The organism is Nonomuraea sp. NPDC049695 (genome assembly GCF_040674955.1).
In the GTDB taxonomy this organism is placed as follows: Bacteria; Actinomycetota; Actinomycetes; order Streptosporangiales; family Streptosporangiaceae; genus Nonomuraea; species Nonomuraea helvata.
Map to the genome: position 1 here is coordinate 84,854 of NZ_JBFANV010000010.1, position 13,159 is coordinate 98,012.

Sequence of the window (13,159 nt, forward strand, 5' to 3'; positions counted from 1 at the left end):
GCTCATAGTCGCCTGAGGTAGTCCGCCGGCTCGGCAGGGGTGTCGGCCATGAGCCCGATGTAGCCGTCCGGGCGGATCAGCACGGTCGTGCCCGGGCGCCCGCCGTACATGCGGTGCAGGTGCCCGGTCGTGTCGACGAGTCCGGCCTGCCCCTCGCGGACGACGGTGTAGGCGCGGACCCGGGGGTCGGTGAGGCCGGGGTCGGCGCCGAAGGTCAGGGCGGTGAAGTGCGGACCGCGGAGCAGGTCGAACAGGCGGGTCTGACGGCCGTCGAGCATGACGGGAGCGTCGGGGGCGACGTCTCCGGCGCGGACGCGGCCGCGGCGGCCGGTGAGGTGCCGGGTCAGCGGGCCGGTGCGGTAGACGGGGTGGTCGTGGCGGGTACGGCGCTGCTGGCGGGCCATGGCGGACTTCAGGATCAGCCGCAACACCGGGCGGATGGCGCGCGGCGGAACCCTGCCCTTCAGCCGCCGGTCGCTGTCGGCCAGGATCTCCCGGGCGACCGGCAGCCGCTCGGCCTCGTAGGTGTCCAGCAGCTCGGCCCTGGCCGCGCCCTGGATGACCAGGGCGAGCTTCCAGCCGAGGTTGTAGGCGTCCTGGATGCCGGTGTTCATGCCGTGGCCGCCGAACGGGCTGTGCACGTGGGCGGCGTCTCCGGCCAGCAGCACCCGGCCCACCCGGTATCGCTCGACCATCCGCAGGTTGTAGCGCCAGGTCGACAGCCAGGCAGGGTCGGACGCCTGGAGGTCGGCGCGCCCGGTCCTGCCGGCGAGGGCACGGCGCACGGTGCCGAGGTCGCCCTCCTGGCCGGGCTCCAGCGAGGTGACGACCTGCCAGGTGTCGGCGTGCGGGATGGGACGGGCGGCCAGCATGTGGCCGTCGGCGGTCACCCACAGGTGCGTGCCGCTGCCGCGGTCCAGGCCGTCGATGCGCACGTCCGCGATGAGGGCCCGCATGTCCTCGGTCGTGGACCCGGTGAAGGGCAGGCCGAGCGTGCGGCGGACCAGGCTGCGGCCGCCGTCCGCGGCCACCAGGTAGCGGGCGCGGACCCGCTCGCCGCCCTCCAGCGTCGCGGTCACGCCCTCGTCGTCGGCGTCGAATCCGGTCAGCCCTCGCCCGAACTCCACCTTCCCGCCGAGTTCGGCGAGCCGGTCGCGCAGGATCGACTCCGTACGCCACTGGGGCAGCGCCACGGGGTTCGGGTACGGGCGCGACAGGTCGGCGGGGACCGGCGGCAGGCGCAGGTCGAAGAGGGGTTCGGTGCCGAGGTGGAAGCGGAGCCAGCCGCGGATGTCGCCCGCCGCCAGGATGCGGTCGGCGACGCCGAGATCGTCCAGCGCCTCTAAGGAGCGCGGCTTGAGGGTGAAGCCGCGTGAACCGGCGGCGGGCGCCGCGGCCTGCTCCACGATGCGGCAGGCGATCCCCCGGCGGGTCAGGTCACAGGCGAGGGTCAGGCCGGTCGGTCCGGCGCCCACGATCAGTACGTCCGTCATGACGCCCACATTAGGACCTGTCCATTTGTATATGTCAAGATAGAGGTATGTCACTGCGATACGCCTTGCTCGGCTTGCTGGAGGACGGACCCGCCAGCGGCTACGCCCTCAATGTCCGCTTCGAGCGGTCGCTGCAGCGCTACACCTGGACCGCGCGGCAGAGCCACATCTATCCAGAGCTCAAGCGCCTGGCGGATGAGGGCCTGGTCGTCATCGCCGAGGAGGGGGCTCGCGGCAGCCGTACCTATGCGATCACCGACGCGGGCCGCGAGGAGCTGCGCGCCTGGCTGCTGTCACCGCCCAAGCCACGCGCCGTACGCGACGAACACGGCCTGCGCATGTGCCTGCTGTCGGCTCTGGATCCGCTGGAGGCGAGCACGCTCGTGCGGGGACATCTGGAGACAGCCGAGCAGATGATCGCCGAGCTCGAGTCCATCGCCGAGGCCGCCGACGCAGGCGACCACCCCCGCGGCCGCCTGCGCTTCGGCCGGCTCGCGCTGCAGTACGGGATCTTCCAGTACGAGGCGCAGCGTGAGTGGGCCCGATGGGCTCTGGAGCAGCTGGAAAGCTGAGGGCGCCCTCGCGGCCGGTGATCTGTGATGGTGGATGATGAACGTATCGGTTAACGGTGCGTTGCGGAGATCGTCGTTGTTCGGGAGACGGGTTCGGCCGAACCTGGAGCGGTGAACGTACTGATCTCCGGCGCTTCGGCCGCCGGTCCCGCCCTTGCCCACCGGCTGCGCCGCTCGGGTCACCAGGTGACCGTGGTGGATCGCGTCCCGGCGCTGCGTGACAGCGGCTATGCCGTCGGCCTGCGGCTCGGAGCCGACTGAGTTGACCGGGAAGACCCACAGCCTGGAACGCATGATCTTCTTCTCCGACGCGGTCATCGCCATCATGCTGACCCTGCTGGCCATCGAGTTGCCCGTACCGGAGGTCCACGACCCCCTGCACCTGTGGGAGGCCCTCGCGGCGCACGGCTCGGAGTACATCGCGTTCCTGATCTCGTTCTGCGTGATCGCCGCCACGTGGACCGCGCACCACATGCTCTTCGTCCACGTCAGCCGTACCGACCCGCCCCTCATCACGTTGAACCTCCTGGCCCTGCTCGGGTACGTGTTGATCCCCTGGGCGAGCAAGACCCTCGGCGAGGTGCCGAACGGAGCAGGAGTGGTCGTCTACGCGACGGCCATGACGTTCCTGGGCGCCACCATGCTCCTGGTACTCCGGCACGTCGTCCGCTCCGGGCTCCTGGACCCCAGCGCGCCCCGTGGCGTGATCAGCGGGATCCAGGCATGGTCCGCGATGACGACGATCATGTTCGCGCTGTCCATCCCGGCCGGCTTCGTCCTCGGGCGATGGACCATGATCGCTTGGCCGGTCGGCTATGCCGGCCAGCGGCTTGTCGCCGAGTACTACATCCGCAGGAACCGAAAGGGACTCGAACCCGAAGGCGGCCGCGTGCCCCGTTGAGCGCGGTCGCGGTCAGCCCGCCGTCCAGGGCCGGAGCTTCTCGGGGTTCCGTACCGCCCAGATGTGCTGGATCCGGTCCCCTACGACGTCGAGGGCCATCACCATCACGGTGAGGCCGTCTTGCTGAGCCACCAGACCGGGCTGACCGTTGACCGTACGCTCCAGGATGATCAGATCGGGCGCCTTGCCGACGATGTCGATCAGGAGGTGTGCGATCTGTTCGCCGCCTTCGACCGGGTGGAGCACGGCGCTGGCGAGGCCGCCGCCGTCGGCGGTCCCCGTGGCGTCGGGGGCGAGGAGGCCGATGAGGGCGTCGATGTCCTTGGCTTCCCAGGCCTGCTTGAACTCCCTGACGATGCCGGCGCGCTGGGCCGACGGAGTCGCGGGAGGCTGCGAGGCGCGGATGCGACCGCGGGCCGAGGAGGCCAGCTGGCGGCAGGCCGCCGGGGTACGGCCGACGATCTCGGCCACTTCGGCGAAGGAGTAGCGGAAGACGTCGTGCAGGATGAGCGCGACGCGCTCGGCCGGGGTCATCGATTCCAGCACGACGAGGAAGGCCATGTTGATCGACTCGTCGAGGGTGACGCGGTCGGCCGGGTCGACCGTGGCGCCGCCCGGACGCCCGCTGATCCACTCCGTACGTTCGGGCAGCGGCTCGGGGATCCATTCGCCCACGTAGCGCTCCCGCCGGGCCCGTGCCGAGCCGAGCAGGTCGAGGCAGACACGGCTGGCGACCTTCGTCAGCCAGGCGCCGGGGACGTCGATGGCCTCCTGCTGCTGCCGGGACATGGCGTACCAGCGGGCGTAGGTCTCCTGGACGACGTCCTCGGCATCGGCCAGGGAGCCGAGCAGCCGGTACGCGAGATTGATCAGCTGACGCCGCTCGCTCATGATCGCGCTCAGGCTCGGATCGAGCCTGCCGGCTCCTGGCTCGGAAGGGGTGGTCATGTGTGGCCGACTTTCCTCTGTCGCATCTGCTTTCACCAGACCGACGAGACAGCACCCCGGAATGTGAGGTCGGCGCGGCCAGATTTGCCGGGCCTTTCCGCCGCATGATAAAAACCGACCGTACGGTTTTTTCTTGAGGAGGCAACATGTCCTTGCGTGCACTCGGCCACGGCCTGTCCAGCCCCGCCATGGGTCTGGGCTGTATGGGAATGAGCGACTACTACGACGGCCGCGACGACGAGGCGGAGTCGATCGCGACGATCCACCATGCGCTCGACCTGGGCATCACCCACCTGGACACCTCTGACATCTACGGCCCGTTCACCAACGAGGAGCTGGTCGGCCGGGCCATCGCCGGGCGGCGCGACGAGGTGCTGCTGGCGACCAAGTTCGGCCTGGAACGCATGCCCGACGGCGGCAACCGCTTCAACGGTCGGCCGGAGCATGTCCTGGCCGCGTGCGACGCCTCACTGAAGCGCCTCGGCGTCGACCACATCGACCTGTACTACCAGCACCGGATCGACCCGGACGTGCCGGTCGAGGAGACCTGGGGCGCCATGGCCGAGCTGGTGGCCGCCGGCAAGGTGCGTCACCTGGGGATCTCGGAGGCGACGCCGCAGACGCTGAGGCGGGCCGCGGCCGTGCACCCGATCGCGGCCGGGCAGTACGAGTACTCCCTGTTCACCCGCGACATCGAACAGGACGTGCTGCCCGTGCTGCGGGAGCTGGGCATCGGCCTGGTCGTCTACAGCCCGCTGGGCCGCGGCATGCTGACCGGCGCGGCCACCGGCGGCTGGTCGGCCGGCGACTTCCGCTCCCGCAACCCGCGCTTCCAGGGCGAGAACCTGACCGCCAACCTCGCCCTGGTCGAGCGGGTCCGCGCCGTGGCCGAGGCGAAGGGCATCACACCCGCCCAGCTCGCGCTGGCCTGGGTGCTGGCCCAGGGCAACGACGTCGTGCCGATCCCCGGCACGCGCCGCCGTACCCGGCTGGCGGAGAACGCGGCGGCCCGCGACGTCGTGCTCACCGCCGGCGATCTCGCGGCGATCGAGGAGGCCGTCCCGCCGGGCGCGGTGGCCGGAGAGCGGTACCCGGCGGGCTACCCGGTGCGCCACTGATGAGCCCCGCCGCCGAGCCCAAGCAGGAGCGCGCCCGCAGGACGCGGCAGGCGCTCCTGCGGGCGGCCGCCGAGGCGTTCGCCGAGAACGGCTACCAGGCCACCTCCATGAACGACATCGCAGCCCGGGCGGAGATGGCCAAGGGCGCGCTGACCTTCCATTTCCCGAGCAAGGCGGCGGTCGCGGCGGCCGTCATCGAGTCGTTCTACGACCGCTGGCCGCCCGTCGCCCAGCGGCTGCGCGCGGAGCACGCCAGCCCGCTGGAGACGGTCTGGTCCCTGTTGAGCCACCTGGCCGGGGGCTTCCGCGAGGACGCGCTGGTGCGCGCGGCCGTGCGTCTGCAGGGCGAGACCAACCTCATCGACGCGCCGCTGCCGGCGCCGTACCGGGACTGGACCGATCTGCTGGCCGGCCTGTACGGCGAGGCGGAGGCGGCGGGAGAGCTGCGTCCCGGCATCGACCCGGCCGAGCTGGCCCGGATCACGGTGGCGGCGTTCTTCGGCGTCCAGCACATCTCCCAGGCCCAGACCGGCCGCGCCGACCTGGGCGAGCGGGTGGAGGAGCTCCTGCGGCTCCTGCGACCGGCCGTCACGGCGAGCGGCTGACACGCGCTCGTACGTGCCGGCTACTCCTGCGTCGTGTCACCGAGCGACTCGAGCAGGCCGCGCATCAGGCCCGCCAGCTGATCACGCTCCTCCGGACTCAGCGTGGCCAGCAGGCGGGCCTCGTTCTCCACATGCGGGGCGACGAGTTCGTCGATCTTCGCCAGCCCGTGCTCGGTCAGCCGGACCCGGATCGAGCGCCGATCCCCCTCGTCCGGCATCCGTTCGACCAGGCCTTTGGCCGCGAGCCTGTCGATCCGGTTGGTGATGGCGCCGGAGGTCACCATGGCGGCCCGGTTGAGGGCGCCGGCCGTCAGCTCGTACGGCGGCCCCGACCGGCGCAGGGTGGCCAGCACGTCGAACTCCCACCGTTCCAGCCCGTGCGCGGCGAAGAACTCCTTCAGCTCGCGGTCCAGCAACCGCGCCAGCCTGCTGACCCGCCCGACGATCCCCATGGGCCAGGTGTCGACGTCGGGCCGTTCGCGCAGCCACTGGGTCATGATCAGGTCCACCGCGTCGCCCAACGGGGCCTCCTCTCGGCCGCTCGACGGTCATGCGCCGCCGGCTCTCTCAATGCAAAGTATCTCAACGTTCATCTACTTGACGTTGAGCTTGCGCCTATGCTGTTATCTCAACGTTGAGATTATCAATAAGGAGCGATCGGGATGGTCGTCTCCTCGAGGAACGGCTCGACGTGAACACACATCTCCTGCCCGGCATCGGCGACCCCGGTGATCGGCGCCTCGGTGCGGAGCGCGGCGCGGCATGAGGAGCGGCCGGCACCTCCTCACCGCGGGTGTGACGGCGCTGGCACCGGCGATCTGGGGAAGCACCTATCTGGTCACCACCGAGTGGTTGCCGCCGGACCGCCCGCTGCTGGCCGCCACCGTACGGGCGCTTCCCGCGGGCCTGATACTGCTGGCCTTCGCCCGTACGCTGCCGACGGGGACCTGGCTGTGGCGCGCCCTGGTGCTCGGAACGCTCAACATCGGCGCGTTCAACTTCCTGCTGTTCGTCGCCGCCTATCGCCTGCCGGGCGGAACAGCCGCAATGATCATGTCGGCGCAGCCGATGCTCGTCCTGGTCCTGGCGGCGCTGTTCATCGGGGACAGGATCCGGTACGCGCACGTGGCGGCCTGCGTCCTCGGCGCGGGCGGTGTCGCGTTGCTCGTGTTCAACGGGGCAGCGGCACTGGACTTCGTGGGGGTGGCGGCGGCGCTGGCCGGGGCGGCCTGCATGGCCGTCGGCATCACGCTGACCAAACTGTGGGGACGCCCGGACGGAGTGGGACTGCTCCCCTTCACCGCCTGGCAGCTCATCGCGGGCGGACTCGTGCTGTCGCCCTTCACGCTGGCCGTCGAAGGTCTGCCGGACACCATCAGCGGGGCCAACCTCATCGGATTCGGCTATCTCATGTCCCTGGGCGCGGTCATCAGTTATGCGATCTGGTTCCGCGGGATCGAGAGGCTGCCGGCACTGGCGGTTTCCGTCCTCGCCCTGTGCAGCCCGATCGTCGCGACCCTCCTCGGCTACCTGTTTCTGCATCAGACGCTGTCGATGCCGCAGCTGGCCGGAGCCCTGGTGATCATCGGTGCCGCGCTGCTGGCGCAGCTCCGACCGGCCAACCCGCTGCACACCACAATGAGAGAGAAGAAATTGACCGCACACGAGAATCATCCACACTCGACCCTGAGATCCTGGCTGGGCGTCGCCGTCATCACCGCCAGCTTGTTCGTCTTCGTCACCACCGAGCTGATGCCCGTCGGCCTGCTCACTCCGGTGAGCTCGAGCCTGAGCGTGTCCGTGGGCGTCGCCGGGCTGATGGTCACGCTGTACGGCGTTTCAGCCGGGCTCGGCGTGCCGTTCATCGTGGCCTGGACCAGGCGCGTCAACCGGCGCGTGCTGCTGTCCGCACTTCTGGCGATACTGGCCCTGGGAAACCTCATCACGGCCGTCTCACCGAACTATCCGCTGGTCCTGACGGCGCGGCTGCTCATGGGATTCGCCAACGGGGTGTTCTGGGCCATAGGCGTGGGCATGGCGATGCGCCTCGTTCCGGAACGCCACGCGAGCAGGGCGTCCGCGATCGCGCTGTCCGGCATCTCGATCGCCACGGTGGTGGGCATCCCACTGGGAACCTTCCTCGAAAGCCTCACCAGCTGGCGGACCACGTTCCTCATCTGGAGCGCGCTCAGCGCGCTGGTGTTCCTCGCGGTCGCCACCGTGATTCCCTCGCTGCCCTCGCAAAATGCGGTCCCGGTGCGGGAGGTCTTCGGACTCCCCCGCACGAACGTGCGACTCCGTCTGGTGATGTTCGCCGTCATTCTGTACGTGCTCGGCCATTTCGGGGCGTACACGTTTGTGCGGCCCTTCATGGAGGACAATTCGGCCGCCACGCCGACCTTCATCGCCGGACTGCTGATAATTTATGGCGTCGGAGGCGCGGCCGGAAACTTCATCGCCGGATATACGGTGAACAAGAGCCCGAGAGGCAGCTTCATCGCCGCCTGCGCAGGACTCGTGATGTCCCTGCTGTTGCTGCTCACGATCGGTCACTCGCAGGTCGGTGCGATCGTCTCCCTGGCCCTCTGGGGAGTTTCCTTCGGCGCCGCCAACCTGTGCCAGATCAACATGACGCTCGCCGCCGCGCCCGACACCTTTGAAGCCGCTATGTCGATCAACACCTTGGGATACAACACATCCATTGCGCTCGGCGCGCTTTTCGGTGGACTGTTCGCCGATCGTCTCGGTGTCCCGAGCGCCGTCTGGTTCGGTGTGGCGCTGACAGCGGCTTCGCTGCTCCTCACGCTCAGCACCGGACGGAAGACCTCACGCACCGTCCCCGATCGTGAGTTGACCACCAGTAGCTGAGTCTGTCCTCCAGGCACGCCTGTTCCCCGCCGTCATAGCCATTGTCGGCGGGGAATGGGCAGGCCCGGCGCGGCGGCGGCGCTCGGCGCCATGAAAGGTGCCGACAAATCTTGGTCAACTGTTCCGAACGGAGATGCTCCCCGAACATTCCCTCAGCCCAGGCATGTTTCCCTATTGTCGACGATGCCGACAGGACAAATGTCCATTTTATATAGGGGCGGCCCGATGGGCTCTTTTTCTAGAATCATCGGCGGCATGGGGGCCGCTGCCCTCGCGGGGATCACGCTGGGCGCGATGCCGCAGGCGGCACAGGCGATGCCCGGTCCGGCGAAGGCCGTGAACGTCCCGTGCGACCCGGACGCGCTGGTCACGGCCATCAGCACAGCCAACGGGAACGGAGCCGGCACCCTCCTCCTCTCGCCGGACTGCGTCTACAACTACACCACCGCGACCGGCTCCGGCGACGCACTCCCGATCATCACGGGCGACATCACCCTGGTGGGCGGTTCGGGCACAAGTATCAGGCGCGATGAATGGCGACCGTGGGCGAGGCGGGCACCGGCGCCGAGGCCGTGCTCCTGGCCCGCCGGCGGCGATCCGACGTCGTTCTCATGGACGTGCGCATGCCCGATATGGATGGCATCGAGGCGACACGGAAGATCTGCGCTGCCGCGGATCGCGCCGGCGTCCGCGTGCTGATCCTCACGACGTTCGATCTCGACGAATACGTGTACGCGTCGCTACGGGCAGGGGCAAGCGGCTTCCTCCTCAAGAACGCCACCGCGACAGAGCTCCTGGCCGCCATCCAGATCGTCGCCTCCGGCGAAGCGCTGCTCGCGCCCACCGTGACCCGCCGGCTCATCGCCGAGTTCCTGCAGGGCCCGCACCTCGCCCCGGCCGTGCGAGACCTCAACGAGATCACCCAGCGCGAGCTGAGGTGCTCACCCTCATCGGCAAGGGCATGTCCAACTGCGAGATCGCCGTGCACCTTCACCTCACCGTCGGCACGGTCAAGACCCACATCGGCCGTCTCCTGGCCAAACTGCACGCCAGGGACCGAGCCCAGCTCGTCATCGCCGCCTACGAAGGCGGGCTCGTCACTGTCCCGGACGGCCGCCGTCGACCAGCTGGTCCAGGACGTGGGTGAGGGCGGTGGCGAAGGCCGGCGGGTCGAAGATGAAGGCGAGATGGTTGCCGGGGAACTCGGCGTACTCGCAGCCGAGATGGTCGGCGTGGAGACGGGCGGTACGAGCGTAGTAGGCGTCACCGCTGTCGCGTCCGGCCGCGGCGGCCACCGGTATCCGGTTGCGGCGGATGGCGTCGAAGTCCGGCCGATAGGTGCTGATCTGCAGGTACTCCCTCGCCATGAAGAAGTCCGCGTTGGGCACGGCGCTGGTGGGAGGGAGCGGGTCGAAGCCGACAAGGCACTCGTTGAAGACGTCCATGGCCGCCATGGCCCCGTCGGCGAGGTAGGTCTTGTGCACTCGGTCGGCCCAGGCCAGACACGTGTCCGCGTCCGGCAGGATGAGCAAGGTCGGCCCCTCGTGCACCACCAGAGCGGCGATCGTCTCCGGGTGGCCGGCGGCGAGTTCCAGGGCGATATTGGCGCCGCCGCTGTTGCCGAACACGAAGGCCTTGTCGTGTCCCATGGCCCTGATCACCGCGACCGCGTCCCGCGCCTGCTGGGCCATGTCCAGGTCGGCTTCGGTGTCGACGACGCTGCGTGAATTGCCTCTCCGGTCGTAAGTGACCACGGTGTACCGATCGGCCAGCACGTTCATCAGGCGGTGGTACCGGGCGGCGTCTCCGCCCCCGCCGGGGATCAACAGGAGCAGAGGGCCGCTGCCCTGGTGGTCGTAGACGATGTCCGCGCCCTCGGTGCGTACGGTGCCGGTAGCGATGTCCATCGGTGATGTCCTCTCTGGAAAGGTGCGGCCCGGCAGGGCGAACGCGAGAATCCGCCGGAAGGCATGCGCGTAGGCGCCGGCTGGGTCTGGGTTGCTGCTCCCCCGAGCCGCGTGGGGAGATGGCGGCATTGACCATCCCCGTTATCAGCCGGGGACGAAGGTCGCCCGGGCGGACACGCAACTCGTCCCATCCGGTTCTCTCGACCCCGTACAAGAAGCATAGCGAATCTTGCGCAACGCGAAAAGATGCGGGATCAGAAAAAATTGAGGGACCGTTCCCTGCTGGGAACCGATCTATCCGAGCACCGGGTAGTTCGCGCGGAACACGTTGTGCGGGTCACGGGCCCGCTTGATCTCCCGCAGCCGCGCGAGCGCGCTGCCGGAGAAGGATTTCGCCGCCGTGTCACCGGGAGACAGCACGGTGTACGGCGTACGGCCGCTGATGTAGGCCTCCAGGTCGGCCACGACCTCGGCCTGCTTGGCGCGCGTCGCGTCGGCCGCGTGCGGCAGGCCGAGACCCAGCAGGCCGAGCAGGTACGGCTCAGCCACCGCGCCGCTCGCACCCGCCCCGCCGCCCGGTTCGGCGAGCGCCCCGCCCAGGTGCCTGATCTGCACGTTGATGAGTGGTTCGATGGGCTTGGCGAGCAGGAGCTCCACCGCGTCCGCGTCCAGGCCGGTGAGCAGCTCCGCACGAGCGATGGACGGGGCCGGGTCGGTGGGCTCGGCGGCGATGTCACCCAGGTCGGCAATCGGGACGACGCCGCGGCTGTCGGAGATCGCGCCCTCGATCTTGTCGATGCGCACCAGCAGATCCTCCCCCTGGGCCGCCTCACCCAGGTAGGCCAGATCCAGCGTGACCAGCGGCGGCGCGCCGGGGGGCTGGAGCCGGTTGATCCAGACACTGAGTTCACGCGGCGCCTCGGCGGTGATCTCCAGGAACGCCTCGTACACCTCCCTGGTCCGGTGCTCCGGCCAGATCACGCGCCCGCCATACAGGACCGGCACGGGATACAGCTGGAGTTCGAGGGCGGTCACCACCGCGAAGTCCCCGCCACCGCCGCGCAGCGCCCAGAACAGCTCGGCATCGGACTCGGCGCTCACCCGGCCCGGCTTGCCATCGGCGTCCACGATGTCGATGGCCCGCACGCTGTCGGAGGCCAAGCCGTACTTGCGGCTGAACCAGCCGACCCCGCCGCCCAGGGTGTAGCCGGTCACGCTGACCCCCGGCGCGCTGCCGGCCAGGCCGGTCAGACCCAGCGGACCGGCCGCGGCCAGCACCTGCCCCCACTTCACGCCCGCGCCCACGCGGACCACGCGCTCCTTGGCGCGTACCTCCACCTCGTTCAGCAGGGCGGTACGCAGCAGGATCAGGCCTTCCACATCACCCGAGGCGCCATGCCCGCTCGGCTGCGCGGTCACCGTCATACCCGCCCGCCGCGCGTAACGCACGAGCGCGGCCACGTCATCGGCATCCGCGGCCTCCGCCACGGCCGCCACCGGCTGCCTGACGGTCAGATTCCACGCGGTGGCCGCCTGTTCAAAGCCGTCGTCACCGGGCAGGAGCACGCGCCCCTTGAGGACACCGCGCAGATCGTTGATTGTCATCGTCTCCCCTTTTACGAGTTCTCAGAAATGTGGAGGAACACCGTGCCGCACCACGGCAAGGACGGCACCCTGACCTCGATGCCGCCCCTGCACTGGCTCCGGCCGCCGGGGCCGGGTCACCTTGGACCGATGGGATCAGGCGGGCTGCGGGGCGGGCGTCGCCGGAGCGGCCGCGACCTTGCGGGTCTCGCGCATCATCAGCAGGCCGTTGACCACCATCAGCGTCGCCGTCAGGCCGTGGACACCGAGCGCGGTGGCCACGGAGCCGTGGTGGGCCAGCACGTTGGTCATGTCGCCGTACGCGGCGAGGGCCTCCACCAGCAGCACCCAGCTCAGCGCCCGGCGGCGGCCCGTCACCAGCAGGATGCCCAGGACCAGGGCCAAGACGACGTCGCGGATTCCCTTGGTGATCAGGAAGCCGTCGCCGTCGCCGGACGGCCAGCTCGGCAGGCCGAAGCCCGGCGCCATCGTCTCCGGGCTCAGGACGTACTCCATCCCGAACCAGAGCATGAAAAGGATGAAGGCGGCGGCCAGGACAGTGTTGATCTTCTTCAGCGACATTGTTCTTCTCCTTGTAAATCTTGGTGAGTCGTGTGGGCCGGGGGCGCGGTGTATGCCGTGCCGGGGCCATCACCGTTCGTGGTCGTCGACGAAGTGGTTGTCGTGGGCTTCGTGAAGCCGGCTCAGGTCCCGCTCGCTCACAGTGGCGAGCTGCGCGAAGTACTCCTCCCGCGGCACGCCTGGCGAGAGCGCCATGAGGAGGGTGGCAGGTTCGGCGCGCTCCTTCCGGAGCGCGTGGACGCCACCCATCGCGGCATGTGCGGTGTCGCCGGGCCGCAGTGTTCGCCAGGCCTGCCCATCGAAGTAGTCGACTTCGCCTTCCTCGACGATGAAGGTCTCGCTGAAGGTCGTATGGAAGTGCGGGGCAGGTCCCCGGCTGGAGGGCGACATGCGCCACCGGTAGATGCTCACCATCCCGCTGGTCTCCGCTGGGCCGGCGAGGACTTCGATGGTCGATCCGCCGGTGCCCAGCCGGATCGTTCGCGTCTGTTGGGCTCGCTCGGATTGCTGGGGAAACGAGGCAATCGACTCCGTGTCAGTCATGACCCGAGTCTCGGGGCTTCGCCATTCCGCGCGCGCTC

Annotated in this window: 12 protein-coding genes and 3 pseudogenes; 8 read left to right on the forward strand and 7 right to left on the reverse strand. The window is 69.4% G+C overall.

Annotation, left to right across the window (positions count from 1 at the left end; genetic code table 11):
- Positions 1–2: 2 nt before the first annotated feature.
- The gene (locus AB0J64_RS12025; RefSeq protein WP_364024588.1) at positions 3–1,493 is read right to left on the reverse strand and encodes an FAD-dependent monooxygenase; all 1,491 of its coding nucleotides are present in this window, start codon (positions 1,491–1,493) and stop codon (positions 3–5) included.
- A 47-nt stretch (positions 1,494–1,540) separates the two neighbouring features.
- Here AB0J64_RS12025 and AB0J64_RS12030 point away from each other — a divergent pair, with 47 nt between their 5' ends.
- The 3 genes from AB0J64_RS12030 to AB0J64_RS12040 all read left to right on the forward strand — a co-directional run bounded on the left by AB0J64_RS12030 (position 1,541) and on the right by AB0J64_RS12040 (position 2,966).
- Positions 1,541–2,065, forward strand: coding sequence for a PadR family transcriptional regulator (locus AB0J64_RS12030; protein WP_364024591.1), 525 nt, complete (start codon positions 1,541–1,543; stop codon positions 2,063–2,065).
- Positions 2,066–2,176: 111 nt separating this feature from the next.
- Positions 2,177–2,326: a hypothetical protein gene (locus AB0J64_RS12035; RefSeq protein WP_364024594.1), complete on the forward strand. Its 150-nt coding sequence runs from the start codon at positions 2,177–2,179 to the stop codon at positions 2,324–2,326.
- A 31-nt stretch (positions 2,327–2,357) separates the two neighbouring features.
- A complete protein-coding gene (locus tag AB0J64_RS12040; protein ID WP_364024597.1) occupies positions 2,358–2,966 on the forward strand; it encodes a TMEM175 family protein in 609 nt (202 codons plus the stop codon).
- Positions 2,967–2,978: 12 nt separating this feature from the next.
- On the opposite strand, the gene sigJ is transcribed toward AB0J64_RS12040, so the two are convergent.
- On the reverse strand, positions 2,979–3,914 hold the full coding sequence (gene sigJ, locus AB0J64_RS12045) for an RNA polymerase sigma factor SigJ (protein WP_364024600.1): 936 nt from the start codon (positions 3,912–3,914) through the stop codon (positions 2,979–2,981).
- A gap of 146 nt (positions 3,915–4,060) precedes the next feature.
- On the opposite strand from sigJ, the gene AB0J64_RS12050 reads away from it, so the two are divergent.
- Both AB0J64_RS12050 and AB0J64_RS12055 read left to right on the forward strand, forming a co-directional pair.
- On the forward strand, positions 4,061–5,032 hold the full coding sequence (locus tag AB0J64_RS12050) for an aldo/keto reductase (protein WP_364024603.1): 972 nt from the start codon (positions 4,061–4,063) through the stop codon (positions 5,030–5,032).
- The gene (locus AB0J64_RS12055) at positions 5,032–5,637 is read left to right on the forward strand and encodes a ScbR family autoregulator-binding transcription factor (protein ID WP_364024606.1); all 606 of its coding nucleotides are present in this window, start codon (positions 5,032–5,034) and stop codon (positions 5,635–5,637) included. The genes AB0J64_RS12050 and AB0J64_RS12055 overlap by 1 nt, the downstream gene beginning before the upstream one ends.
- A 20-nt stretch (positions 5,638–5,657) precedes the next feature.
- On the opposite strand, the gene AB0J64_RS12060 is transcribed toward AB0J64_RS12055, so the two are convergent.
- A complete protein-coding gene (locus tag AB0J64_RS12060; protein ID WP_364024610.1) occupies positions 5,658–6,158 on the reverse strand; it encodes a MarR family transcriptional regulator in 501 nt (166 codons plus the stop codon).
- Between the two features lie 241 nt (positions 6,159–6,399).
- Between AB0J64_RS12060 and AB0J64_RS12065 the strand changes: the two are divergent.
- The 3 pseudogenes from AB0J64_RS12065 to AB0J64_RS12075 form a co-directional block, all read left to right on the forward strand.
- Positions 6,400–7,248: pseudogene (locus AB0J64_RS12065) on the forward strand (EamA family transporter); the annotation flags it as partial.
- A gap of 123 nt (positions 7,249–7,371) precedes the next feature.
- Positions 7,372–8,505, forward strand: a pseudogene (locus AB0J64_RS12070) (MFS transporter); the annotation flags it as partial.
- A 533-nt stretch (positions 8,506–9,038) separates the two neighbouring features.
- Positions 9,039–9,652: pseudogene (locus AB0J64_RS12075) on the forward strand (response regulator transcription factor); the annotation flags it as partial.
- On the opposite strand, the gene AB0J64_RS12080 reads toward AB0J64_RS12075, so the two are convergent.
- From AB0J64_RS12080 to AB0J64_RS12095, 4 genes are all read right to left on the reverse strand, one after another.
- Positions 9,603–10,412 carry an alpha/beta hydrolase gene (locus tag AB0J64_RS12080; RefSeq protein ID WP_364024613.1) on the reverse strand — a complete coding sequence of 270 codons (810 nt, stop codon included), beginning with the start codon at positions 10,410–10,412 and terminating at the stop codon, positions 9,603–9,605. The pseudogene AB0J64_RS12075 and the gene AB0J64_RS12080 overlap by 50 nt on opposite strands.
- Before the next feature lie 294 nt (positions 10,413–10,706).
- Entirely contained in the window at positions 10,707–12,017 is a 1,311-nt protein-coding gene (locus AB0J64_RS12085; protein ID WP_364024616.1) for an FAD-binding protein, read from the reverse strand.
- A 135-nt stretch (positions 12,018–12,152) separates the two neighbouring features.
- Complete coding sequence (locus AB0J64_RS12090) at positions 12,153–12,578, reverse strand: DUF4267 domain-containing protein (protein ID WP_364024618.1); 426 nt, start codon at positions 12,576–12,578, stop codon at positions 12,153–12,155.
- A gap of 69 nt (positions 12,579–12,647) precedes the next feature.
- A complete protein-coding gene (locus AB0J64_RS12095; protein ID WP_364024621.1) occupies positions 12,648–13,121 on the reverse strand; it encodes a cupin domain-containing protein in 474 nt (157 codons plus the stop codon).
- Between the last annotated feature and the right edge of the window lie 38 nt (positions 13,122–13,159).